Origin of the sequence: Micromonospora cremea (assembly GCF_900143515.1) — a bacterium.
GTDB lineage: Bacteria > Actinomycetota > Actinomycetes > Mycobacteriales > Micromonosporaceae > Micromonospora > Micromonospora cremea.
In genome coordinates this window covers 4,417,449-4,441,226 of sequence record NZ_FSQT01000002.1, presented here as the reverse complement: position 1 = coordinate 4,441,226, position 23,778 = coordinate 4,417,449, and the positions used below count along the sequence as shown (strand labels likewise).

The window sequence follows — 23,778 nt, the reverse complement described above, 5'->3', positions numbered from 1 at the left end:
GCCTCCCCGCGTCAGGGAGGCCACTACTTCATCGATCGAGCACGATCATGGCGATCGCGACGGGCCCGCTACTCCGCGGCGGCGGACGGGCCGATGTTGGTCCGCGTGCTGACCACGTCCAGGACGTGGGTCACCGCCTCGGCGACCGGCACGCCGTTGCGCTGCGAGCCGTCCCGGTAGCGGAAGGAGACCGTGCTGGCGGCCACGTCGTCATCGCCGGCGATCACCATGAACGGGATCTTCTGCTGCTGGGCGGTGCGGATCTTCTTCTGCATCCGGTCGTCGCCCGCGTCCACCTGCGCCCGGATCCCCTCGGTGCGCAGCGCCGCGACGAACCCGTGCAGGTAGTCGGTGTGGTCCTCGCGGATCGGGATGCCGACCACCTGGACCGGAGCCAGCCAGGCCGGGAACGCCCCCGCGTAGTGCTCGGTGAGCACCCCGAAGAACCGCTCGATCGAGCCGAACAGCGCCCGGTGGATCATCACCGGTCGCTGTCGGCTGCCGTCGGCCGCCTGGTACTCCAACCCGAACCGCTCCGGCTGGTTGAAGTCGACCTGGATGGTGGACATCTGCCACGTCCGGCCGATCGCGTCCCGGGCCTGTACCGAGATCTTCGGCCCGTAGAACGCCGCGCCACCCGGGTCGGGGACGAGGTCCAGCCCGGAGGTCGCGGCCGCGGTCCGCAGCGCCTCGGTCGCCTCCGCCCAGTCCTCCTCGTCGCCGATGAACTTGGGCGAGTCGTCCCGGGTGGACAACTCCAGGTAGAAGTCGTCCAGGCCGTAGTCGCGCAGCAGGTCCAACACGAAGCTGAGCAGCGTGGACAGCTCGCCGGCCATCTGCTCCCGGGTGCAGTAGATGTGCGAGTCGTCCTGGGTCAGGCCGCGCACCCGGGTCAGGCCGTGCACCACGCCGGACTTCTCGTACCGGTAGACCGTGCCGAACTCGAACAGCCGCAGCGGCAGCTCCCGGTACGACCGCCCGCGCGCCCTGAAGATCAGGTTGTGCATCGGGCAGTTCATCGCCTTGAGGTAGTAGTCCGCGCCCTCCAACTGCATGGGCGGGAACATGGTGTCCGCGTAGTAGGGCAGGTGCCCGGAGGTCTGGAACAGCTGCGCCTTGGTGATGTGCGGGGTGTTGACGAACTCGTACCCCGCCTCCTCGTGCCGGCGCCGCGAGTAGTGCTCCATCTCCCGGCGGATGATGCCGCCCTTGGGGTGGAAGACCGCCAGACCGGAGCCGATCTCGTCGGGGAAGCTGAACAGGTCCAGGTCCGCGCCGAGCTTGCGGTGGTCGCGCCGGGCGGCCTCCTCCAGCAGCTTCAGGTACGCCTTCAGCTCGTCGCGGGTCGGCCACGCGGTGCCGTACACCCGCTGCAACTGCGGGTTCTTCTCCGACCCGCGCCAGTACGCGGCGGCCGAGCGCATCAGCTTGAACGCGCCGATCAGCCGGGTGGTCGGCAGGTGTGGGCCCCGGCACAGGTCCGACCAGCAGACCTTGTCCTCCTTGGCGTCGAGGTTGTCGTAGATGGTCAGCTCGCCGCCGCCCACCTCCATCACCTGCGAGGAGTCCAGCCCGTCACCCTTGAGGTCGATCAACTCCAACTTGAACGGCTCGTCGGCCAGCTCGGTGCGCGCCTCGTCCAGGTTGCGGAAGCGGCGCCGGCGGAACCGCTGGCCGGACTTGATGATCTCCTGCATCCGCTTCTCGACCTTGCTGAGGTCGTCGGGCTGGAACGGCTTGTCGACGTCGAAGTCGTAGTAGAAGCCGTTCTCGATCGGCGGGCCGATGCCCAGCTTGGCCTCGGGGAAGATGTCCTGCACGGCCTGGGCCAGGACGTGCGCGGTGGAGTGGCGCAGCACGTTCAGCCCGTCGGGCGAGTCCAGGCTGACCGGCTCGACGACGGTCTCCTCGGCCGGCGACCAGTCCAGGTCGCGCAGCTGACCCTCCGGGTCGCGGACCGCGACGATCGCCTTGGGGCCGTTCGCGGGCAGTCCGGCCGCGGCCACCGCGTCGGCCGCCGTGGTCCCGGCGGCGACGACGACAGGGTCGGCCACGGCGGGGGTACGGGGTGCGGACACGGTGACTCCTTCATGCGGTACGAAACGGATGCCGATCCTCGGCTCCTGCCGATGCTATCGGTCCACCCACCTTGGGTAAGGAAGGGCACCTTCTTAACGCCTCCGGTATAGGAAGGGCCCCTTGTTAACGGTCGGCGTTGAACCTTTTGCGCCTCGGAGCCGAACTAGGAGGTGTGGCCGGAACCGGTGCCGGTCGCGTCGACACGGATGGGGGCACGAGATGGCGAGCACGCACGGCGGTGGCCGCCGGCAGCGGATCGCGGCGGTGACCGCGCTGACCGCCGCCGGGCCGCTGCTCTGGCCCGGTACGGCGCACGCGGCGGACGTGACGACCACCCCGACCCAGGCCCGGCAGGGCGACGCGGTGCGGCTGGAGTTCACCGTGCCGGAGGAGCGGGCCGGCACGACGACCCGCCAGATCGAGGTTCGGTTGCCCGCCGACGCGCCGGTGGCCGAGGTGTACCCCATGTCGGTGACCGGTTGGGCGCCCCGGATCAGTTTCCGCACCCTGGACCGGCCGGTGACCGGCATCCACTCCTCCGGGGTGAGCACGGTGACCACCGCGGTGACCTGGATCCGGGTCGGCCAGGGCGAACCGGGCCCCGCCCGGCTGGCGCTGTCCATGGGCCCGCTGCCACAGGCCGAACGGCTCACCTTCGAGGTGGTCCAGACGTACGCCGACGGCACGATGGTCCGCTGGGCGGACGCCACCGGCGCGCACCGGGCCCCGGTGCTCACCCTGCTGCCGGCGGCGCCGGGCGCGGCCGGCCCGGCCGGGCACGGCGGGCACGGCGCCCCGGCGGCCGGGGCGGCGACCGACCCCGACGCCGGTGGCGACGCCGCGCCGGCGAACCGCGCGGACGGCTCCGGCGAGGAGTCCGGCAGCGCCGACGCCATGCTGGCCGCCGGACTGCTGGCCGGGCTTGGCGGTGGCGCGGCGATCGGCTGGCTGGTCAGCCGGTGGCGCCGGCGCGACCCGGCCGAGCGCACGGCGCTGGCCGAGGTGACCGGCGGAGACGACGACGACCCCGCGCCCACCGATCCGACGCCCGGTGAGTTGGCGCCGGGTGAGTCGGTGCCGGCGGCGGTCGCCACCCCGGTCCGCGCCGGCTGAGCCCCGCCCGCACCGTCGGCGGCCCACGGTCCACGGCCGCAGCTACGACGGCCCGCATCCAGCGCGGCCGGCGGTCACCGCGCGACCTTTGCTCTGCTTCAACCCGCGCAACGGTTCAGGGCCGTGGCTGTTGCGTCGGTTGAAGCAGAGCAAAGGCGTCGGAGAGGGTGGGCGGCAGGCCGCGGTCGGCTCGGTGGTCCGACACGGCGCGACGTCGTCAGGGCGCCCAGGTGGGCAGCGGCTCGCGGGCGGCCAGCCACGGCTCGGGCACGCCGCCGGGCGTGCCGACACCGGTGTACGCCGCCACCACCGCGCCGGCGATGGCGGCCGTGGTGTCCACGTCCCCGCCGGCCTGCACGCAGACCCGGATCGCCGCCGGGTAGTCGTCCAGGTGGGTGGCGGCCACCCAGAGGGTGAAGCCGACGGTGTCCTGGGCGGTCACCCGGGAGCCGTTGCCGAGCGCCGCCACCACCCGGGACAGCGGCCGGCCGAGCAGCCCGGCCGCCCGGTGCACGCTGCGGTGCACCTCGGTGCCCGGATCGACCGCGCCGGCGATCCCGGCGAGCAGCCGCTCCGGTGCCGGCCGGTGCCCGTCGAGGCGGGCCCGGGCGGCCAACGCGGCGGCGACCGCCACCGCGACCGCACCGGCGATCCCCTCCGGGTGCGCGTGGGTCACCTCGGCCGAGGCGCGGGCCTGGGCCGCGGCGCGGACGGTCGAATCGGCGAAGTACGCGCCCAGCGGGCCCACCCGCATCGCCGCGCCGTTGCCGCAGGAGCCCTGGCCGTCGAAGGCGGACGCGGCGGCCACCGGCCACGGCGTGCCGGTGCGGATCAGCCGCAGGATCAGCATCGCGCCCGCGCCGTAGCCGCGGCGCGGATCGCAGCGCTCCGCGAACGCCAGGGCCAGCCGATCCCGGTCGACGTCGCCGGACTCGGCCAGCCCGGCGAGGACCGAGCAGGCCATCTCGGTGTCGTCGGTCCACTCCCAGGGCGCCGGCGGCAGGACGCCCGCGGCAAGATCCTCCGGGCGTGCGCCGGGTGCGAAGTACCGCGCGCCGAGCGCGTCGCCGGTGGAGAGACCGGCGAGGCTGTCCCGGGCGAGCGCCAGGCGGGCATCGGCGAACAGGGTGAAGGACATCGTCGTACCAGCTTGCCCGCTCGTCAGGTACGCCGCAACGCGATCAACTTGCCAGGCCAAGTACGGTCTTGGGGTGGCCTCCGTGCTCCTGGTCGAAGACGATCACGTCGTACGCGGCGCGATGCTGCGGTCCCTCGCCGACCGGGGGCATGCCGTGCACGCCGTGGGCACCGCGCTGGACGCCCTGCGCCGGGTCGCCGCGGAGACGCCCGACCTGGTGGTGCTGGACCTGGGCCTGCCCGACCTGGACGGCTCGGACGCGCTACGGATGCTGCGCGGCATCACCGACATCCCGATCATCATCGCCACCGCGCGTGACGACGAGCAGTCGGTGGTCAAGCTGCTGCGCGCCGGCGCCGACGACTACATGGTCAAGCCGTTCACCGGTGCGCACCTGGACGCGCGGATCACCACCGTGCTGCGCCGGGCCGGTCGGGCCAGCCGGACGGTGCAGCCCGCGGTGCACACCGTCGGCGGCCTGCGGGTGGATGTCGGCGAGCGCAGCGCCCACCTCGACGGGGAGCCGCTGGCGCTGACCCGCAAGGAATTCGACCTGCTGGCGTATCTCGCCGCACGACCCGGGCGGGTAGTGTCCCGCCGGGAGCTCTTGGAGGAGGTATGGCGGCAGCCATCGGTCGGCGAGGATCAGACCATCGACGTTCACCTCTACTGGCTTCGCCGAAAGATGGGCGAGTCCGCGGCGAAGCCGCGCTACCTGCGCACCGTGCGGGGGGTCGGATTCCGGCTGGTGGCACCGGACTGAGGACGGCGCTGGCCCTGCTCACGGCCGGCATGTGCAGCCTCGTCGCGCTCGCCTTCCTGATCCCGCTCGGCCTGAGTCTGCGTGAGCAGACCCGGGCGGAGGCGATCGGTGACGCCGCCCGACGCAGCGCGCTGGTGACCGGGGCGCTGGCGGTCAGCACCGAGCCCGCGGTGGTCGAGCGGGCCGTGGTGGCCAGCGGCGAGGGCGCACCGGCCCGACCGGTGGTCCACGGGCTGGGTCTCGACGAGTCCGCCGGCCGGGCCGGCGACGCCGACCTGGACCGGGCACGTGCCGACCGGCGCTCGCTGATTGCCGACGTCGACGGCGGGGTGGTCCGGCTCGACCCGGTGGTCCTCGGTGACCGGACGGCCGTGGTCGAGGTGTTCGTGCCGGACTCGGCGCTGGGCGAGGGTGCCGGCGGCACCTGGCTGCTGCTGCTCGCGGTCGGCGCGGCGATGGCCGGCGCGGCGGTGCTGGTGGTCGACCGGGTCGCCGCCCGCGCGGTGGACTCGACCCGGGGGCTGGTCAAGGCCGCTCTCTCGATCGGCGACGGCGACCTGGGGGTACGCGTCGAGCCGACCGGCCCACGCGAGCTGGCCGAGGCCGGGTACGCCTTCAACCGGATGGCCGACCGGCTGGACGCGGCCCGCACCGACGAACGGGAGTTGGTGGCCGACCTGTCGCACCGGTTGCGTACCCCGCTGACCGTGCTGCGGCTGGACGCGGAGGCGTTGGAGTCCGACGACACCAGCGTGGGTTCGTTCTCCGAGGCGGAGCTGGACCGGCGGCGGGGCATCCGGCGGATACGGCAGGCGATCGTCACCCTGGAGGGTGAGATCGACGTGCTGATCAAGACCACCCGCAAGGCGGTGGCACTAGAGGCCGGGCCGGCGATGTGTGACGTCAGCGAGGTGGTCCGGGATCGGATGGTGTTCTGGGCGGCGCTGGCCGGCGACCAGAACCGGCCGCACCGGGTCATCGGCGCGCAGCTGCGCATCCCCGCGCCGGTGCCGCGTGCCGAGCTGGCCGCCGCGCTGGACGCGGTGATCGGCAACGTCTTCCGCTACACGCCGCAGGGCACCGCGTTCGAGGTGGCCGTGTCCCGCCGGGACGGCTACGTGGCGATCCGGATCGACGACGCCGGCCCCGGCATCGTCAACCCGGACCGGGCGCTGCGGCGGGGCACCAGCGACCAGGGCTCGACCGGGCTCGGCCTGGACATCGCCAAGCGGGTGTCGTTGCAGGCCAACGGGTCGGTGAGCATCGACCGTGCCCGGCTGGGCGGTGCCAGCGTGGTGATGCTGCTCGCCGATCCCGAGGCGACGCCCCGGCAGGTCAACCGGTTCGGCCTGGTCGGCCGGATGGCGCGGGACGCCCGGGACCAGAAGGCCACCGGCCGACGCTGGCCCCGCCAGCGCCCCACCGACGGCTGACCGGCCCGGGACTGTGCGCCGGCGCAAGTCTTCCTTAGATCGCGGTTAACGACGGCCGCGAAACGGCCGCGGGCTGTCAGGATGAGGGCACGAACCCACCAGTTCCACCGGCCAGCGCACCACGCGCCCACCGGCCGGTGGAGCCGCGCGCGCGGCGGGAGTCCAGGTCCCCCCACACCCACGCTCCCGCCGCGCGCCCTGCTCCCCGGTAACGGCTCAGCCGGCGGCGGCGAGGTGGGCGTCGATCTCCGCGGTGATCCGCTGCTTGCCGGCCGTGTCGAGGAACGACGCGGTCACCGCGTTGCGGGCCAGCCCGGCCAGCCCCTGCGGGCCCATCCCGAGCAGCCGGGCCGCCACCGCGTACTCGTCGTTGAGGGTGGTGCCGAACATCGGCGGGTCGTCGGAGTTGATGGTGACCAGCAGCCCGGCCTCGACCAGCCGGGGCAGCGGGTGCTCGTCGAGGCTGGCCACCGCACGGGTCCGCACGTTGGACGTCGGGCAGATCTCCATTCCGATCTGCCGCTCGGCCAGGTACGCGAGCAGCTGCGGGTCCTGTGCGGCGGAGATGCCGTGCCCGATCCGCTCGGCGCCCAGTTCGTTCAGCGCGTCCCAGACGGTCTGCGGGCCGGTGGTCTCGCCCGCGTGCGGCACCGACCGCAGCCCGGCGGCACGGGCCTGGTCGAAGTAGGGCCGGAACTGCGGCCGGGGTACGCCGATCTCCGGGCCGCCCAGGCCGAAGCTGATCAACCCGTCCGGCCGCTCCTCCAGCGCGATGCGCAGCGTCTCCTCGGCCGCCGGCAGGCCCGCCTCGCCGGGGATGTCGAAGCACCAGCGCAGGTCGAGGCCGAAGTCGACCGAGGCGCGCTTGCGGGCGTCCTCGATCGCCTCGCAGAACGCCGGCGCGGGGATCCCCCGGTGCACGTGCGAGTACGGGGTGATGGTCAGCTCCGCGTACCGGACGTGCTGGCGGGCCAGCTCCCGGGCCACCTCGTGGGTGAGGATCCAGACGTCCTCGGGGTCGCGGATGAGGTCCACCACGCTCAGGTAGACCTCGACGAAGTGCGCGAAGTCGCGGAACTCGAAGTAGTTCGCGAGCGCCTCCGGGTCGGCCGGCACGGGGGTGCGTCCCTCGTGCCGGGCGGCCAGCTCGGCGACGATGCGGGGCGAGGCGGAGCCGACGTGGTGCACGTGCAGCTCCACCTTGGGCAGTCCGGCGATGAAGGCGGGCAGGTCGGTCACAGGTTCTCCTCGGCACGGTCGCCGGTGCGGGCGACGACGAAGACGCGACGGAACGGGAAGTACACCTGACCCTGCCGCACCGGGTACGCGGCGGCGAGTCGTAGCCCCAGCTCGGCCCGGAAGGCGGACCAGCCGGCGGCGTCCAGGGCCGCGCGGACCGGGCGCAACGCGGTGCCCTCCATCCAGGCCAGCACCGGATGGTCGGCGGTGGGCCGGGCCGGCAGCAGGTGCACGTAGGTAGTCTCCCAGGCGTCCACCGCGCAGCCGGCACCGGTCAGCAGCTCGGCGTAGTCGGCGGGGTCGTCGACCGGGTCGGAGCGCAGCAGCGGGGCCAGCTCGGCACGCCAGGCCGGCCGGTCGGCGACCTCGCGCAGCGCCCGGTGCGAGGGAGCGGTGAAGTTACCCGGGACCTGCATGGCGAGCCAGGCGCCGGCGGGCAGCTCGACGGCCCAGCGGCGCAGCAGTGCCTGGTGGCCCGGGACCCACTGGAGCGCGGCGTTGGTGACCACCACGTCCTCGTCGCCGTCCGGCCGCCAGTCACGCAGGTCAGCGACGGCGAAGTCGACCGGGGCGTCCAGGGCGGCGGCCCGGTCGATCATCTCCGGCGAGGAGTCGAGGCCGATCACCCGGCTCGCGGGCCAGCGCTCGGTGAGGGTGGCGGTGAGCTGGCCGGGGCCGCAGCCGAGGTCGACCACCGTGCGGGGCCGTTCGGCCGGAATGCGGGCGACCAGGTCGTGGAACGGTCGGGACCGCTCGTCGCCGTAGCGCAGGTACGTCGTCGGATCCCACATCGTCGCCTCCCAAACCGTACGTCCGTCTTGTTTACCGTACGGCTCGCGTGGCAGGCCGGCAACCCGATCACTAGGCTCGGGGCATGGAACAGCGCAGCTTCAACCGGCTCGGCCGGACCGTCGGAATGGTCGGCCTGGGCGCCTGGCAGCTCGGCGCGGACTGGGGCACCGTCAGCGAGGACGACGCGATGGCCGTGCTGGCCGCCGCCGTGGACGCCGGGGTCACCTTCCTGGACACCGCCGACGTGTACGGCGACGGCCGCAGCGAGCAGTTGATCGGCCGCTTCCTGCGCTCCCGGCCCGACGCCGGGCTGACCGTCGCGACCAAGATGGGTCGCCGGGTCGAGCAGCGGCCGGAGGCGTACACCCTGACCAACTTCCGGCAGTGGACCGACCGGTCCCGGGCCAACCTGGGGATGGACACCCTGGACCTGGTCCAGCTGCACTGCCCGCCCACGGCCGTCTTCGCCGACGACGGGGTCTTCGACGCCCTGGACACCCTCGTCGCGGAGAAAGCCATCGCCGGGTACGGGGTCAGCGTGGAGACCTGCGACCAGGCGCTCACCGCGATCGCCCGGCCCGGGGTGGCCAGCGTCCAGATCATCCTCAACGCGGTACGACACAAGCCACTGGAGCAGGTGCTGCCGGCCGCGGCGGCGGCCGGGGTCGGCATCATCGCCCGGGTGCCGCTGGCCAGCGGGCTGCTCTCCGGCCGCTACGACGAGCACACCGAGTTCCCGGCCGACGACCACCGCAACTACAACCGGCACGGCGAGGCGTTCGACGTCGGCGAGACGTTCTCCGGCGTCGACTTCGAGCGGGGGTTGGCCGCCGTACGCCGGCTGGCGCCGCTGGTCGACGCGGACCGCACGATGGCGCAGTTCGCGCTGCGGTGGGTGCTGGACCAGCCGGGCGTCACCGTCGTCATTCCCGGCGCCCGCGACGCCGATCAGGCCCGGCGCAACGCGGCCGCGGCCGACCTGCCGCCGCTCTCTACCGGGCAGCTGGCCGGCGTGCGCGAGGTCTACGACGAGCTGATCCGCCCGCAGGTGCACGACCGGTGGTGACCCGCGCGCCCTGGGTGCTCGCACGGCGTCGCCCGGGCGGCGATGCTGGGAGCGCGCGGCGGGGCGCCGCCCGATCCGGCGGAGAGGGGACGCGATGAGAGGCTGGCTTTCGCTCACCCTCGGTTTGCTGGCGGTCGTGATCGGTGCGGTGTGGACGGTGCAGGGCCTGGGCTACGTCAGCGGCAGTGTGATGACCGACCAGCCGGTCTGGGCGGTGCTCGGCCCGATCGTGGCCCTGGCGGGGCTGGTGCTGCTCTGGCTCGGCCTGCACTCCCGCCGTCGACGCTGACGCGGCGGGACGCCGGTCTCCACAGTGGCGTCGGGGCGGACCAACCGCGCCTGGGACGTGGAAAGCCCCGTATCCCGGATGGGATACGGGGCTACACAACGACCCCTGGCCGGATCGTCCCACTGGCCGGCGGGGGCCGGCCACACTACTCAGATGGGACGGACCTGCTCAGCCTGCGGGCCCTTCTGACCCTGAGCGATCTCGAACTCCACCCGCTGGTTCTCCTCCAGCGTGCGGTAGCCGCTGGTCTGGATGGCCGAGAAGTGGACGAACACGTCAGCACCCCCGCCGTCGACGGTGATGAAGCCGAAGCCCTTGTCAGCGTTGAACCACTTCACGGTTCCCTGCGCCATGTGTATCTCCTTCTAAAACTGGCGGCCGTGCACGCCGTGCGGCCGAATTGGCCGTTCTCGAGCAGCGGCGTTTGAGGCGGCCCCCACGAAGGAGACTTCTCTCAACCCACGCCATCTCGCAACAGCGGCAACAGCAAATCACGTACGCAAAAACTCTGCACGACCTCTCCGACGAATTTCTCCGACATGTGACCTGACGGATGCCTGAGATCGCTGGGCGGCGTGCGACGCCATGCGAAAGGCCCCCTGCCCGTCGATGCGGGAAGGGGGCCGATGTCGCTGCGCTGGTCAGTCCGGCCAGTGGCCGGTCATCCGGCGGACGCCGACCGCGCCGCCCCGGTCCACGGCGGCCCGGACCACCGCGAAGATGGCCCCCTGCAACGCCGCGGCGGCCAGGATCTCGCCCCAGCCGCGGTCCTCGTCGGTGGCGCTGGGCGCCTCGCCGTCGCCCGCGGTGACCTTCCAGACCTGCCGGAAGATCGCGCCGGCCATCGCACCGGCGGCTATACCCAGCAGCACGCCGGCCGGTCGGTACGCGGCCCTGCCGATGCCCTTGCTCACCTACGCCTCCCCCGCACGATCATCAGCACCACCACGGTGGCCACCGCACCGGCGGCGATGGCCGCCCATGGCACCGGGTTGCGTCGAACCAACTCGCCCTTCTCGTGGGCCTGCGCCCGCACCAGCCCGCCCTTCTCGTGCGCCTGCGTCCGCGCCACCTCGGCGCGGCGCGCGGCCTGCCCGCGAACCCGGGCCACGTTCTGTGCCGCCTGCCCGCGCACCCGGGCCACGGTCTGCGCCGCCTGCTCGCGCACCCGCTCCCGCGCCTGCCCGGCGGATTCCTTCAGGCGCGCCTTGACGTCCGCCTTGGCGGCCAGCGCCTCCATCGTCTCGCCCAGCTCGACCCGGGTGCGACGAATCTCCTCGCGGAGCGCCTCGGTGTCGCCCGTCCCGTTGCCCGTCATGCGCGTCCCCTGTCCTTCACTGCGGCGGTGACGGTGTCCACGTCAGCGCGGAGGCTGCGGACCGTGGCCGCTGGAACCGGCGGGACCGCACGGCTGACCTGCTTCTTTCCCACCAGGGCGAGGATGCCGGCCAGCAGGAAGAGGGCCACCGCCACGATCAGCGCGGCGGCCCAGGCGGGCAGCACCAGGTCGAGCAGCAGGATCGCCGTGGCGACCAGGGCGCCCAGGCCGAAGAACGCGAGCGCGCCGCCTGCGCCGAACAGACCGATCCCGATGCCGGCGTGCTTGCCCTTCTGGGTCAACTCCGCCCGGGCCAGCGCCAGTTCGTCCCGCACCAGACGGGAGACCTGCTCGGCGGCCCGCTGCACCAACTCGGCGGTGGAGGGCTCGCTCCCGTTCTGGGATGTGCGGGCGTTCGCCACGTCAGCCATGCTGTCCTCCTTTCCTCATCACCGCGCTGTATGCCCGGAGTCGACCCCCGTCAATCCTAAAGCGCGTCAACCCGCTCGCCGTTCCCGTCGTCCGGTTGCGCGCCCCTCGGCGCGCCGTCTGGCCGCCCCGATCACGGTAGAGACGTCCGGCAGCAGGTCCCCCGCCTAAGCCCGGTCAAACCTCCCGGAACGGACCGGACCGCACTCCCCCGCCCCACCAACGCCCCGCCCCGCCCCCTGGACACGCCCGGGCCGCACCCTCAGCCTCGTTGATCATGGAGTTGGCGGCGCGAGACGCCATCACCGGCGTCGCCACCCTCGTGATCAGCGGGGGGACAGGGGCCAGGGGTTCAGGGGCGGGGTGCTGGGGCTTCTTCGGGGCCGACGAAGGCTTCGCTGCGGGCGTCGCCGTCGTCGCTGCCGCCGAACACGCGCGCGTCGTCGGGCACCTCGGTGTCGGTCAACCGGCGCACCGGCCGCCGCGGCTGCACCCACTGCCAGGGCAGGTCGCTGCTGGCGTCACCCAGCTCGGTGCGCAACCGGGGCATCGCGGTGGGGCGGTTGTCCCGGATCCACGCCACCAGGTGCTCGCGGACCAGGCAGCGCAGATCCCACAGGCTGCCGGCGTCGGCGGCGCTGACCAGCGCGCGCACCCGGACCGTCCCGCCGGTCGCGTCGGTCACCTGCAGCACGCAGACCCGGCCGTCCCACAGCTCGGTGCCCTCCACCAGGCGGCGCAGCTCCTCCCGCATCGTCTGCACCGGCACCGCCCAGTCCACGTCGAACTCGGCGGTGCCGAGCACCGCCGCCTCGGTCCGCGTCCAGTTCTGGAACGGTTTGCTGGTGAAGTACGAGGTGGGCAGGATCAGCCGCCGGTCGTCCCAGATCTGCACCACCACGTAGCTGAGGGTCAACTCCTCGATCCGGCCCCACTCCCCCTCGACGACCACCACGTCGTCGAGCCGGACCGCATCGCTGAAGGCGAGTTGGAGGCCGGCGAACACGTTGCCGAGCAGGCTCTGCGCGGCCAGCGCGGCCACCACACCGACCACACCGGCGGAGGTCAGCACGCCGGCGCCGATGCCGCGCACACTCGGGAACGTCATCAGCATCACGCCGACGGCCAGGATCACGATCACCGCGATGGTCAGCCGGCGCAGCATCACCACCTGGGTCCGTACGCGCCGGGCGTGCCGGTTGTCCGGCACGTCGACCCGGAACCGGGCCAGCGCGGTGTCCTCCACGACGACCAGCAGCGAGGCCACCAGCCAGGCCACGGTGGCGATGACGCCGAGGATGAGCAGGTGCAGCAGCAGCCGGCGCCAGCCTTCGCCGACCGCGTACCCGGTGCTGAACCGGGCGGCGAACTGCACCGCGAGCACCGTCGCGGCGACCTGGAACGGCCGGTGCGCGTGGTCGGTCAGCTCGGTCATCAGCAGTGACCGGCGGCCGAACCGCCGGGTGATCCGGTGGACGACCTCAACCAGGAACAGAGCGACCGCCGCCGCGGCGAGCGCGGCGACGGCCGTTTCGAGATACCTCTCCACGTGCGTGTTGCTCCCCTCCGGCCGGGCGACGGTGCTTCGGGCAAAAGCCCAATAGTGCCCGGCGTCTCCGGAATCGACCAGGTCAGACCTTGCGGTACCGGGACTGGAGGAAGCAGAAGAGGCCGAAGGCGGCGATGCCGAGGGCGACCAGGCTCAGCAGGATCGTGCCGTACGACTGCTCGCGCAGCGTGTGCAGCGCGGCGTCCAGCCCGCGGGCCTTCTCCGGGTCGTAGTTGACCGCCGCCACGATGATCAGCAGGCCGGCGATGCCGTACGCGATGCCCTTGGCGACGTACCCGGCGATGCCCAGCCGGCGGGCCAGCTTGCGGGCCCTGGGGCTCATCTCGCCGGTCTTCAGGTGCTTCTCGAACCGCTTGACCAGGCCGTAGATCACCAGACCCACACCGATCGCGGCGAGCACCAGCCCGGCCAGGCCGACCAGCCAGCGACCACCGCTGGAGGTCATCAGCTTGCCGGTCAACGCCTCCTGCTGGTCGGCGCTGTTGGACGAGGCGTCCTTGAAGACCTTGAACGCGGTCCACGCGAAGTAGAGGTACACGATGGTCCGGCCGGCCGAGGCGAGCCGCTCCACGACCCGCTCCCTGCCCCGCTCGGCGCGGTGCCCCACCGCCGCCTCCAGCGCCTGCCAGATCGCCATGGCGAGCAGGCCCACCGCGGTGGCGATGACCAGGAACTTGCCCAGCGGCTGGGCGGAGAGGGTCCGCAGGGCGCCGGACTGGTCGCCGTCGTCGGACGACGTACCGAATGCGATCTGCAACGCCAACCAGGCGAAGAGCAGGTGCACGATGCCGTAGCCGATGAAGCCGGCCCGGGCGAGGAGTTCCAGCCACCGGCTGTCCGCCGTACGGGAGGCGGTGGCTTCGGCGCTACGGGTGAGTGACATGCCGCCACAATCTCCGATTTCGGAGATCCCCAAACGTCGGCCACCGCCGCCCGACGGGTCAGTTGCCCGGGTTGCGCGAAACGCGAATCTTGACCTGTTGGTCGGTGACGCTGTCCAGGGTGACCGCGAAGCCTCCGGCCTCGGTGGCCTGCTGCCCGGTGGTGAGGGTGAGCTGCTCCCCGGCGACCTCGACGGTCACCTGGTCGCCCTCGGCGCCGACCAGCTTGGCCTCGACGCCCAGGATGGTGGCGCTCGCGTCGACACCCCGCTCGAAGGTGACCGTGCAGGCGTCCAGCCCACAGTCGGTGGAGGCGCCCTGGGAACTGCAGCCGGCGAGCACGGCGAGGCCGAGCGCCAGACCGGCGAACAGGCCGGCGGCGCGGCGGACGGGGGTCAATGGGATGGTGGCGGGTGGGTTCGTCACCTCGCCAAGAGTACGAGACGACCGCGAGAAGGCCGCCGGCCGGTGATCATCGGACGGGCCGCCCGGGCGCGCGGGCCCGGCCCGGGCACCGGCTATGGTCCGGGACATGCCCTTCGACATCGCCCGCACCCGGGCCGCCTACCCCGCCCTGACCGAGGGATTCGTCCACTTCGACGGGGCCGGGGGCACCCAGACCGCGGGCGGTGTGATCGACGCGGTCGCCGACGCCATGCGCAGCGCGGTCGGTAACCGCAGCGCCGCCTTCGTACCGGGTCGCCGGTCCCTGGAACTGGTCGCCGCGGCCCGCTCGGCGGTGGCCGACCTGCTCGACGCCGACCCGGCCGGGGTGGTGCTGGGCCCGAGCGCCACCGCGCTGACGTACACCCTGGCCCGCACGCTCGGCGCGGGCTGGCGTCCCGGCGACGAGGTGGTGGTGTCCCGGCTCGACCACGACGCCAACGTGCGGCCGTGGGTGCAGGCCGCCGAGGCGGCCGGCGCGACGGTGCGTTGGGCCGAGGTCGACCGGCACACCGGCGAGCTGCCCGCCGGCCAGTACGCCGAGCTGGTCGGCGAGCGCACCCGGCTGGTCGCGGTGACCGCCGGCAGCAACGCCATCGGGACCGTGCCGGACGTGCCGGCGATCGCGAAGATCGCGCACGCGGTCGGCGCGCTGGTCTGCGTCGACGGGGTGCACTCGGTGCCGCACGGGCCGACCGACCTGGCCTCGCTCGGCGCCGACGTGCTGGTCACCAGCGCCTACAAGTGGTCCGGACCGCACCTGGCGGCGATGGTCGCCGACCCCACCCGGTGGGCGGCGCTGCACCCGGCGAAGCTGGTGCCGTCCTCCGACGCGGTGCCGGACCGGTTCGAGTACGGCACTCCCAGCTTCCCGCTGCTGGCCGGCATGGCCGCCGCGGTGGACCACCTGGCCGGGCTGGACCCGGACGCGGTGGGCGACCGGCGGGCGCGGCTGCGGGCCGGGCTGGCCGCGGCCCAGGCGCACGAGGAGGCACTGCTGGACCGGCTGCTCGCCGGGCTGGCCGAGCGGCCCGAGATCACCGTCTACGGATCCCCGGCCCGGCGCTGCCCGACGGTCTCCTTCCGGGTCGCCGGGATGTCGCCGGGGGACACCCAGGAGGCGCTGGGTGCCGCGGGGTTCTGCCTCTCCGCCGGCGACTACTACGCCTACGAGTACTTCCAGATGATGGGCCTGCGCGACAGCGGCGGCGCGGTCCGGGCCAGCATCTACCACTACAACACCGCCGACGAGGTGGACCGGTTGCTCACCGAACTGGATGTGCTGGTCGACGGCGCGGGGAGAATGGACCGGTGAGCAACCTGGTCGAGGACAACCCCGCCAAGAACCGTTTCGAGATCCTGGTCGACGACGCGCTGGCCGGCTTCAGCGCGTACCTGCTCCGTGGTGACGTGGTGGTCTTCACCCACACCGAGGTGGACCAGCGCTTCCAGAACATGGGCGTGGGCGGGGCGCTGATCCGGGGCGCCCTGGACCAGGTGCGGGCCCGTGGCGGCAGGGTGGTGCCGCAGTGCCCGTTCGTGGCGGCGTACATCGACAAGCACCCCGAGTACGCCGACCTGGTCGCCGTGCTCCCGTAACGACGGGCGGGCCCAGCCCGCCCCGGGTCAGCGGGCGCCGGTCAGCACCTCGACGGCGGCCTGCCCGCTGGCCCGGGTGGCGCCATGGGTGGCCAGGTGCACCGCGCCGGTGACCAGCTCGGGCACACCCAGCTCGACCACGACCGCGTCCGGCCGGACGGCCAGAGCCCGCTGCACCGCGGCGCGCATCCAGTCGTGCCGGTGCAGGTCGCGGACCACCAGCACCAGGGGGCGGCCCTCGGCCCCGGCGCCCGGATCACCCGGCACGTCGGGCTCGGCGTAGCGGACGGTGCTCGTGCCGGGCAGCAGCTCGCCCAGCGGCGCCCCGATTCCCCACGGCGTCTCCGCGCCGATGGCGATGTTGCGCGGCGGCTCGAACTCGACCACGTGCGCGGCGCGGGTCAGCGGCAGCGCGGCCCTCCCGGCCTCTCCGGCGGTGACCCGGATGGCGCGGCGGGCGGCGATCAGCCCGATATCGGCGGCGTCGCGCGCCGCGGCCGACCGGGCGGTGCGGGCGGCCACGGTCCAGGCGGCGAGCTGACCGACCCGCTTGGCCGCCTCGGCGAGGCGTTCCTCGGGCAGCTCGCCCGAAACGACGGCGGCCACGATGGCGTCGCGCAGCTCCCGGGCCGCCTGCTCGTCGGCCCGTTCGCCGCCGATGCAGATCGCGTCGGCCCCGGCGGCGAGCGCGCGGACCGTCGCGCCGGCGAAGCCGTACCGGTCGGCGACCGCGCGCATCTCCACCGCGTCGGTCACCACCACGCCGGAGAAGCCCAGCTCGTCGCGGAGCAGGCCGCCCAGGATGCGCGGGCTCAGCGTGGCCGGCAGCTGCGGGTCCAGCGCGGGCACCAGCAGGTGGCCGGTCATCACGGCCTGCACCCCGGCCGCCACGGCGGCCCGGAACGGGGCCAGCTCGCAGGCGTCCAGCCGGTCCCGGTCGGCAGTGATCCGCGGCAGGTCGTGATGCGAGTCGACCCGGGTGTCGCCGTGCCCGGGGAAGTGCTTGGCGCAGGCGGCGACGCCGCCGGCTTGGAGCCCGCGTACCCAGGCGGCGGTGTGCCGCGCGACCAGAGCCGGGTCGGCCCCGAACGAGCGGACCCCGATCACCGGGTTGGCCGGGTTGGAGTTGACGTCGGCGTCCGGGGCGTAGTTGAGGGTGACTCCGGCGGCCGCCAGCTCGACGCCGAGGTCCCGGGCGACCGCCTCGGTCAGGTCCGGGTCGTCGACCGCGCCGAGGGCGAAGTTGCCGGGCCGGGAGCTGCCGTGGACCGACTCGATCCGGGTGACGTCGCCGGCCTCCTCGTCGATCGCCACGATGACGTCGGGTCGCTCGGCGCGTAGGGTCGCGGTGAGCGCCGCCACCTGGGCGGAATCGACGACGTTGCGGGCGAAGAGCACCACCGAGCCGAGCCCCTCGCCGAGCCAGCGGCACACCCACGGTGGCGCGGTGGTGCCGACGAACCCCGGTTGCAGGACGGCGGCGGCCAGCGCCGGGAGGTGCCCGCTGGGCGCGGTCACGCCGCCCCCTCGTGGCGGTCGGCGTCGGTCCCCGGCGCCGGCGCGCCCACGCCGACCCGCTGGTTGCGCTCGCTCATGCGGCCCCCGTACCCCGTCTCTCGCGCGCCCTCGGCGCACCGCCACGGCAGGCGGTGCTGCCATGGTCACACCGGGCGATTCAATAGTCAATAAACCTTACAGTTGCCGGACGGCACGGTCCCCGGGGAGAGTGCGGGGATGGACCCCGCCCTGCTGGCCGACGCGACGAGCCCGGCCGACATCCCCGGCGTACGCCTGCTCGGCCTGGTGGTCGGCGCCCTGCTGCTGCTCGCCGCGATCCGGGCGATGTTCGGCCGGCGCTGAAACCCGACCACCCGCTCGAGCGCCCGGCCCCGGGTGTGGCCGACGGTCACCGGGGTACGGCTCCCCCATCAGCAGACACGCGTGCCGAGGGGGAACGATGAGGATCGGATACATTCTGTCCAGTGAGGAGTTCACGCCGGCCGAACTGCTGGAGCAGGCGCGCGGCGCCGAACAGGCCGGCTTCGGGGCGCTGTGGATCTCCGACCACTACCACCCGTGGACGGACGCGCAGGGGCAGAGCCCGTTCGTCTGGTCCATGATCGGCGCGCTGAGCCAGGTCTGTTCGCTGCCGGTGACCAGCGCGGTGACGTGCCCGACCGTGCGGATCCACCCGGCCGTGATCGCCCAAGCGGCGGCGACCAGCGCCGTGCTGCACGGCGGCCGGTTCGTGCTCGGCGTCGGCAGCGGCGAGGCACTCAACGAGCACATCTTCGGCGACGCCTGGCCGCAGACCGACGTCCGGCTGGAGATGCTGGAGGAGGCCGTCGAGGTGCTGCGCAAACTGTGGGCGGGCGACTTCGTCAACCATCACGGGAAGCACTACACCGTCGAGCACGCCCGGATCTACACGCTGCCCGACACTCCCCCGCCGATCTACATCTCCGGCTTCGGCCCGAAGTCCATCGACCTGGCCGCCCGGATCGGCGACGGCTACGTGAACACCAAGCCCGACGCCGAGATGATCCGGCGCTTCCGGGAGAACGGCGGCGGCGACAAGCCATGTCAGGCCGGCTTCAAGGCGGCGTACGCGGCCAGCGAGGACGAGGGTATGCGGATCGCGTACGAGCGCTGGCCCAACGCCGGGGTGCCGGGTGAGCTGTCCCAGATGCTCCCCTCGCCGCGCCACTTCGAGCAGGTCGCCGAGCTGGTCAAGCCGGAGATGATGAAGGAGGCGTTCGTCTGCGGCAACAACGCCGACGCGCACCTGGAGATGATCGACAAGTACGCCAAGGCCGGCTTCGACGAGGTGTACGTGGCGAACATCGGTCCGCACCACCAGGGTCTGTTCGACCTCTACCAGCGCGAGGTCCTGCCCCGCCTGCGCTGAGCCGGGGTGGGGTTGACGACCGCCAAGGACAGGGACGGTTTCGGCGGTGATCGGCTCGGGTACCTCCGGCCCTCGATGAAACTGTCCACGCACTCGATGACGTTGCGCCGCGCGGCGCGGAGCCTCTTCGGCTGGACCGCGCTGCGGCCCAACCAGCTGGCCGCCATGCGCGCGGTGATGAAGCGACGGGACGCCCTGGTGGTGCTGCCCACCGGCGCCGGCAAGTCAGCCATCTACCAGATCCCGGCCAGCCTGATCCCCGGCCCCACCGTGGTGATCTCGCCGCTGCTGGCCCTCCAGCAGGACCAGATCGCGGCCCTCAACGAACGCCAACGCCCGGAGCTGCGGGCGGTGCGGATCAGCTCGAACGAGACGCCCGCCCAGCAGGCCGAGGCGATCACCGAGATTCGCGAGGGTCGGGCGGAGTTCCTGTTCATCACCCCGGAGCAGCTGAGCAACCCCGACCGGATGGCCGAGGTCGCCTCGCTCAAGCCGGCGCTGGTGGCGATCGACGAGGCGCACTGCATCTCGGCCTGGGGGCACGACTTCCGCCCCGACTACCTGGCGCTCGGGCACCTGATCGAGGGCATCGGCCGGCCGCCGGTGGTCGCGCTGACCGCCACCGCGTCCCCACCGGTACGCGACGACATCATCGCCCGGCTGCGGCTGCGCAAGCCGGAGGTGGTGGTCTCCGGGCTGGACCGGCCCAACCTGTTCCTAGAGGTGGCGCACTGCCCCACCGAGGACTACCGGTGGCGGCGGCTGGTCGCGCTGCTGCGCGACGACGAGCGGCCGGGAATCATCTACGTGCCGACCCGCCGCTCCGCCGAGGAGCTGGCCACCCGGTTGACCGACGCCGGTTTGCCGGCGCAGTGCTACCACGGCGGGATGTCGGCCGGTGCGCGTGCCGAGCTGCACGAGGCGTTCCTCGCCGACCAGGTGCCGATCATGGTGGCCACGTCGGCGTTCGGGATGGGCATCGACAAGCCGAACATCGCCTGGGTGGTGCACATGGCGCTGCCCGACTCGCCGGACAGCTACTTCCAGGAGATCGGCCGGGCCGGCCGCGACGGGCAGCCGGCCCGGGTGCTGCTGCTGTGGCAGGCCGAGGACGTGGGCCTGCAACGCTTTTTCAGCGGTGGCCTGCCGGACGAGAACGAGCTGCGCGACCTGGCGGCGCTGCTGCGCCGCAAGCCGGCCACCAAGACCGAGCTGCGCGAGGCCACCGGCCTCGGGCCACGCAAGCTGGGCCAGTACCTCTCCCTGCTGGAGCAGGTCGGGGCCGCCGAGCCGCGCGCCAGGCAGCGCATCGGCGCTTCCCGCTACGCCCCGACCCCGGTGGACGCCGCCGCGGCGGCGCTGGCCGAGGCGGAGCGACAGCAGACCGTGACCCGGTCGCGGACCGACATGATGCGGGCCTTCGCCGAGACCACCGCCTGCCGCGGGCAGACTCTGCTGGCCTACTTCGGCGAGCAGATGACCGAGGTCTGCGGGCACTGCGACAATTGCCACGCCGGCACCAGCATCGCCGACGACGGCGCGGTCGGGCCGTTCCCGGTGCACAGCCAGGTGCGTCACCCGGAGTGGGGGCACGGCCTGGTGCTCGGGTACGAGGAGGACAAGATGACGGTTCTGTTCGACGAGGTGGGGTACAAGACGCTGTCCGTGCGCGTGGTGTCCGAACAGGGCCTGCTGACGCTGGACTAGCCTGAGCCGGGCACCGGCGCGGGGCCCACCGATTGACCAAGCAGAGCAGGGCGGAAGGGGCGTTGCCGTGATCGAGCAGCCGGCGTACACCGGTTTCGGTTTCTCCGACGAGGAGTGGGGGCTGCTGGTCGGCCTGCCACAGTCGGTGCTGACCGCCGCGAGCGCCGCCGAGTCCGACGGCACCCGCCGGACCATGGCGGAGAACGCGGCGGGGTTGGAGACCATCGCCGCCGGCCGGGAGTCGGCCAGCCCGCTGGTCGCCGCCGTGGCCGGCGAGATCGTGACCCGGGTCGGCGACCCGGAGACCGGCGAGGAACTGCCGGTCATCGCGCCGGCCGACCCCCGCGCGATGATCGACGACGTGCTGGTGCGGGCCGCCGAGGCCGCCGCGCTGCTGGCGACCCGGGTCAACGAGGGTGCGGCGGGCGCGTACAAGCACTGGCTGGTGAAGATCGCCGAGCAGGTGGTCGGCGCCGCCTCCAGCGGCGGGCTGCTGGGGGTGGGCGGCGAGTCGGTCAGTGACTCCGAGCGGCGCTTCCGCGACCGCCTCGCGCACGTGCTCAACGACTGACCGACGAGTCGTCGGACGACGACGCGTCAACAAGGGCCCCCTGCTCTGCCTCAGGCGTTGACAGGGGGCCCTTGCTCGCGGTGCCGCGCAGCGTGGCCAGCGCGGTCACCGCGCCCAGCAGCATCGCCACCGTGGCGGCGATCGCGGCGAGGTGCAGCCCGTCGGCGAACGCGAGCCGGGCGGCGTGCAGCACGGCGTCGCCCAGATCGGCCGGCAGCCCCTCGGCCACCGCCAGCGCACCGCCCAACGTCTCCCGGGCCGCGTCGCGGGCGTCCGCCGGCATTCCGGCGGGCAGGCCGTCGAGGACCTCGCGGCGGTAGACCGTCGCGCCCACGCTGCCCAGGATCGCCATCCCCAGCGCGCCGCCCAGCTCACTGCTGGACTCGGTCAGCGCCGAGGCGACACCGGCCTGCTCCGGCGGCGCCGCACCGAGGACCAGTTCGGTGACCAGCGACATCACCATCACCAACCCGGCGGCGTAGATGCTGGCGCCGAGCAGCAGCAGCCAGAGCGGCGACTCCGGTGTGACCCGGGTCAGCACCACGAAGCCGAGCACGGCGATCCCGAAACCCGTCCCGATCAGGTACGCCCGTTCGACGCGTTGGGCGAGCGCGGCGGCGGCCGGGGCGATCCCGCCCACCGCCAGTGACGGCACCAGGCTCCACAGTGCCGCCCGCAGCGGGCTCAGGCCGAGCACCAGCTGGAGGTACTGGGTGGTGAAGATGGCGAAGCCGACCAGGGCGAACATCGCCAGCAGGTTGACCGCGAGCGACCCCGCGAAGCCGCGGCGGCGAAACAGCGCCAGATCGATCATCGGGTACGCCCGGGTCCGTTGCCGGTGCAGGAACAGCGCCCCGACCAGCAGGCCGGCGACGATGGCCAGCACCCGCGGGAGGCTGACGCCGGCACGGGCCATCTCCTTGATGCCGTAGATCACCGGCAGCAGCGCGCCGAGCGAGAGCAGCGCGCTGACCAGGTCGAACCGGCCGGCGCCCGGGTTGCGGAACTCGGGCACCAGGATCGGGGCGAGCAGGAGCAGCAGCACCATCGCTGGAATGTTGATCAGGAAGATCGAGCCCCACCAGAAGTGCTCCAGCAGGACGCCGCTGAGCACCGGACCGATCGCGATGCCACCGGTGAGCGTGGCGGTCCAGATGCCGATCGCGGTGCCGCGCTGCTTGGCGTCGTGGAACATGTTGCGCACCAGGGCGAGCGTCGAGGGCATCAGGGTGGCCCCGCCGACGCCGAGCACGGCGCGCGCGGCGATCAACGTCGCGGCGCTGTCGGCGTACGCGGCCAGCAGGGACGCCGCGCCGAACGCGGCCGCGCCGAACAGCAGCAGCCGACGCCGGCCGATGCGGTCACCCAGGGCGCCCATGGTGATCAGCAGCCCGGCCAGCACGAAACCGTAGATGTCGAAGATCCAGAGCTGCTGGGTGCCGGTGGGGCGCAGCTCCTCGCTGATGAACGGGACGGCGAAGTAGAGCACCGACACGTCCATCGAGACCAGGAGCAGCGGCAGCATCAGCACCGTGAACCCGATCCACTCCCGCCGGCCCGCGCGGGGTGCCGGTGCGGTCGTCACTGTCATGGGAGAACTCCTTCTGCGTATGACGTACGCTGTTATGCGTAGACCATACGCAGAACTAGGATGGCGAGGCAAGGAGGACATGTGGCGGCGAAGAAAGACGACAGCGGTCCGGCGATCCCGCCGGCCATCGAGAGCGCCTGGGGGCTGCGTGAGCGAGCGCCCAAGGGGCCCCGGCCGGGCTTGACCGTGAGCGGCATCGTGGACGCCGCCGTGCGGGTGGCCGACGTCGACGGGCTGGCCGCCGTCTCGATGAGCCGGGTGGCCAAGGAGTTGAGCGCCGCCACCATGGCCCTCTACCGGTACGTCGGCTCGAAGGATGAGCTGCTGATGCTCATGGTGGACGCCGGGTACGGCCCGCCGCCCGGCCCCGCCGCACCCGACGCCGACTGGCGCGCCGGCCTCACCCGCTGGGCCTGGGCCGAACACGACGTGCTGCGGCAGCGGCCCTGGCTGCTGCACGTGCCGATCACCGGCCCGCCGATCACCCCCAACCAGCTCGGCTGGCTGGAGGACGGGCTGCGCTGCCTCGACGGCACCACGCTGGCCGAGGGCGAGAGGATGTCTGCACTCCTGCTGATCACCGGTTACGTCCGCAACGACGCCACGCTCACCACACAGATCACCGAGGGCAGCCGCGCCGCCGGCATCGAGCCGGGCGAGTTGATGCCGGCGTACGCCCGGATGGTGGGCCGGCTCATCGACCCGGCCCGCTTCCCGGCGCTGCACCGGGTGCTCGCCTCCGGTGTGCTCAACCAGGACGACGACCCGGACGAGGAGTTCACCTTCGGCCTCGACCGGATCCTCGACGGCATCGAAGCCCTGATCCGGCGGCGAGCGGTCTGAGGCTC

At 73.0% G+C, this 23,778-nt stretch carries 25 protein-coding genes; 12 read left to right on the top strand and 13 right to left on the bottom strand.

Translation table 11 applies throughout. The annotated features are described in order from the left end of the window. Positions 1–68: 68 nt before the first annotated feature. A complete protein-coding gene (gene thrS, locus BUS84_RS34305; protein ID WP_074318488.1) occupies positions 69–2,078 on the bottom strand; it encodes a threonine--tRNA ligase in 2,010 nt (669 codons plus the stop codon). A gap of 220 nt (positions 2,079–2,298) precedes the next feature. Here thrS and BUS84_RS34300 point away from each other — a divergent pair, with 220 nt between their 5' ends. Then, on the top strand, positions 2,299–3,192 hold the full coding sequence (locus BUS84_RS34300) for a DUF1775 domain-containing protein (RefSeq protein ID WP_074318487.1): 894 nt from the start codon (positions 2,299–2,301) through the stop codon (positions 3,190–3,192). Between the two features lie 217 nt (positions 3,193–3,409). Here the strand turns inward: BUS84_RS34300 and BUS84_RS34295 are convergent, their stop codons facing one another. Beyond that, positions 3,410–4,330: an ADP-ribosylglycohydrolase family protein gene (locus tag BUS84_RS34295; RefSeq protein ID WP_074318486.1), complete on the bottom strand. Its 921-nt coding sequence runs from the start codon at positions 4,328–4,330 to the stop codon at positions 3,410–3,412. Between the two features lie 73 nt (positions 4,331–4,403). On the opposite strand from BUS84_RS34295, the gene BUS84_RS34290 reads away from it, so the two are divergent. After that, complete coding sequence (locus BUS84_RS34290) at positions 4,404–5,093, top strand: response regulator transcription factor (protein WP_074318485.1); 690 nt, start codon at positions 4,404–4,406, stop codon at positions 5,091–5,093. Positions 5,094–5,122: 29 nt separating this feature from the next. Beyond that, positions 5,123–6,526, top strand: coding sequence for a HAMP domain-containing sensor histidine kinase (locus tag BUS84_RS34285; RefSeq protein ID WP_208869796.1), 1,404 nt, complete (start codon positions 5,123–5,125; stop codon positions 6,524–6,526). 216 nt (positions 6,527–6,742) lie between these two features. Here BUS84_RS34285 and BUS84_RS34280 read toward each other — a convergent pair whose 3' ends face one another. Continuing rightward, positions 6,743–7,765, bottom strand: coding sequence for an adenosine deaminase (locus BUS84_RS34280; RefSeq protein WP_074318484.1), 1,023 nt, complete (start codon positions 7,763–7,765; stop codon positions 6,743–6,745). Beyond that, positions 7,762–8,556: a trans-aconitate 2-methyltransferase gene (locus BUS84_RS34275; RefSeq protein ID WP_074318483.1), complete on the bottom strand. Its 795-nt coding sequence runs from the start codon at positions 8,554–8,556 to the stop codon at positions 7,762–7,764. The genes BUS84_RS34280 and BUS84_RS34275 overlap by 4 nt, the downstream gene beginning before the upstream one ends. 83 nt (positions 8,557–8,639) lie before the next feature. On the opposite strand from BUS84_RS34275, the gene BUS84_RS34270 reads away from it, so the two are divergent. Together BUS84_RS34270 and BUS84_RS34265 are read left to right on the top strand one after the other, a co-directional pair. Beyond that, complete coding sequence (locus tag BUS84_RS34270) at positions 8,640–9,623, top strand: aldo/keto reductase (RefSeq protein WP_074318482.1); 984 nt, start codon at positions 8,640–8,642, stop codon at positions 9,621–9,623. 94 nt (positions 9,624–9,717) lie between these two features. Then, positions 9,718–9,912 carry a hypothetical protein gene (locus BUS84_RS34265; protein WP_074318481.1) on the top strand — a complete coding sequence of 65 codons (195 nt, stop codon included), beginning with the start codon at positions 9,718–9,720 and terminating at the stop codon, positions 9,910–9,912. A 149-nt stretch (positions 9,913–10,061) separates the two neighbouring features. Here the strand turns inward: BUS84_RS34265 and BUS84_RS34260 are convergent, their stop codons facing one another. The 7 genes from BUS84_RS34260 to BUS84_RS34230 form a co-directional block, all read right to left on the bottom strand. After that, positions 10,062–10,265: a cold-shock protein gene (locus tag BUS84_RS34260; protein WP_007075740.1), complete on the bottom strand. Its 204-nt coding sequence runs from the start codon at positions 10,263–10,265 to the stop codon at positions 10,062–10,064. A gap of 288 nt (positions 10,266–10,553) precedes the next feature. Next, entirely contained in the window at positions 10,554–10,826 is a 273-nt protein-coding gene (locus BUS84_RS34255; protein ID WP_074318480.1) for a DUF4235 domain-containing protein, read from the bottom strand. Next, complete coding sequence (locus tag BUS84_RS34250; RefSeq protein WP_074318479.1) at positions 10,823–11,230, bottom strand: DUF3618 domain-containing protein; 408 nt, start codon at positions 11,228–11,230, stop codon at positions 10,823–10,825. The genes BUS84_RS34255 and BUS84_RS34250 overlap by 4 nt, the downstream gene beginning before the upstream one ends. Next, positions 11,227–11,661 carry a phage holin family protein gene (locus tag BUS84_RS34245; RefSeq protein ID WP_074318478.1) on the bottom strand — a complete coding sequence of 145 codons (435 nt, stop codon included), beginning with the start codon at positions 11,659–11,661 and terminating at the stop codon, positions 11,227–11,229. Before BUS84_RS34245 ends, BUS84_RS34250 begins: the two co-directional genes overlap by 4 nt. Before the next feature lie 350 nt (positions 11,662–12,011). Next, the gene (locus BUS84_RS34240; RefSeq protein ID WP_074318477.1) at positions 12,012–13,208 is read right to left on the bottom strand and encodes a mechanosensitive ion channel family protein; all 1,197 of its coding nucleotides are present in this window, start codon (positions 13,206–13,208) and stop codon (positions 12,012–12,014) included. An 82-nt stretch (positions 13,209–13,290) separates the two neighbouring features. Then, complete coding sequence (locus tag BUS84_RS34235; RefSeq protein ID WP_074318476.1) at positions 13,291–14,112, bottom strand: DUF1206 domain-containing protein; 822 nt, start codon at positions 14,110–14,112, stop codon at positions 13,291–13,293. A gap of 58 nt (positions 14,113–14,170) precedes the next feature. Then, positions 14,171–14,536, bottom strand: coding sequence for a hypothetical protein (locus BUS84_RS34230; protein WP_074318475.1), 366 nt, complete (start codon positions 14,534–14,536; stop codon positions 14,171–14,173). Between the two features lie 106 nt (positions 14,537–14,642). Here BUS84_RS34230 and BUS84_RS34225 point away from each other — a divergent pair, with 106 nt between their 5' ends. Then, positions 14,643–15,869: a cysteine desulfurase-like protein gene (locus BUS84_RS34225; protein ID WP_074319333.1), complete on the top strand. Its 1,227-nt coding sequence runs from the start codon at positions 14,643–14,645 to the stop codon at positions 15,867–15,869. Then, positions 15,866–16,153 (top strand): GNAT family N-acetyltransferase, encoded by a 288-nt coding sequence (locus tag BUS84_RS34220; protein ID WP_074318474.1) that lies wholly within the window; start codon positions 15,866–15,868, stop codon positions 16,151–16,153. The genes BUS84_RS34225 and BUS84_RS34220 overlap by 4 nt, the downstream gene beginning before the upstream one ends. A gap of 27 nt (positions 16,154–16,180) precedes the next feature. Here the strand turns inward: BUS84_RS34220 and BUS84_RS34215 are convergent, their stop codons facing one another. Then, positions 16,181–17,671, bottom strand: coding sequence for a glycoside hydrolase family 3 protein (locus tag BUS84_RS34215; RefSeq protein ID WP_074318473.1), 1,491 nt, complete (start codon positions 17,669–17,671; stop codon positions 16,181–16,183). A 216-nt stretch (positions 17,672–17,887) separates the two neighbouring features. Between BUS84_RS34215 and BUS84_RS40810 the strand changes: the two genes are divergently transcribed. The 4 genes from BUS84_RS40810 to BUS84_RS34200 all read left to right on the top strand — a co-directional run bounded on the left by BUS84_RS40810 (position 17,888) and on the right by BUS84_RS34200 (position 21,339). After that, on the top strand, positions 17,888–18,013 hold the full coding sequence (locus BUS84_RS40810) for a hypothetical protein (RefSeq protein WP_255421242.1): 126 nt from the start codon (positions 17,888–17,890) through the stop codon (positions 18,011–18,013). Between the two features lie 97 nt (positions 18,014–18,110). After that, positions 18,111–19,061 carry a TIGR03557 family F420-dependent LLM class oxidoreductase gene (locus BUS84_RS34210; RefSeq protein ID WP_074318472.1) on the top strand — a complete coding sequence of 317 codons (951 nt, stop codon included), beginning with the start codon at positions 18,111–18,113 and terminating at the stop codon, positions 19,059–19,061. Between the two features lie 75 nt (positions 19,062–19,136). Then, the gene (locus BUS84_RS34205; RefSeq protein ID WP_074319332.1) at positions 19,137–20,768 is read left to right on the top strand and encodes a RecQ family ATP-dependent DNA helicase; all 1,632 of its coding nucleotides are present in this window, start codon (positions 19,137–19,139) and stop codon (positions 20,766–20,768) included. Between the two features lie 67 nt (positions 20,769–20,835). Next, positions 20,836–21,339 (top strand): hypothetical protein, encoded by a 504-nt coding sequence (locus tag BUS84_RS34200; protein ID WP_074318471.1) that lies wholly within the window; start codon positions 20,836–20,838, stop codon positions 21,337–21,339. Here the strand turns inward: BUS84_RS34200 and BUS84_RS34195 are convergent. Continuing rightward, positions 21,329–22,930 carry an MFS transporter gene (locus tag BUS84_RS34195; RefSeq protein WP_074318470.1) on the bottom strand — a complete coding sequence of 534 codons (1,602 nt, stop codon included), beginning with the start codon at positions 22,928–22,930 and terminating at the stop codon, positions 21,329–21,331. The genes BUS84_RS34200 and BUS84_RS34195 overlap by 11 nt on opposite strands. An 81-nt stretch (positions 22,931–23,011) precedes the next feature. On the opposite strand from BUS84_RS34195, the gene BUS84_RS34190 reads away from it, so the two are divergent. Next, positions 23,012–23,773, top strand: a complete 762-nt coding sequence (locus tag BUS84_RS34190; protein ID WP_208869795.1) for a TetR/AcrR family transcriptional regulator — start codon at positions 23,012–23,014, stop codon at positions 23,771–23,773. The last annotated feature ends 5 nt before the right edge of the window (positions 23,774–23,778 follow it).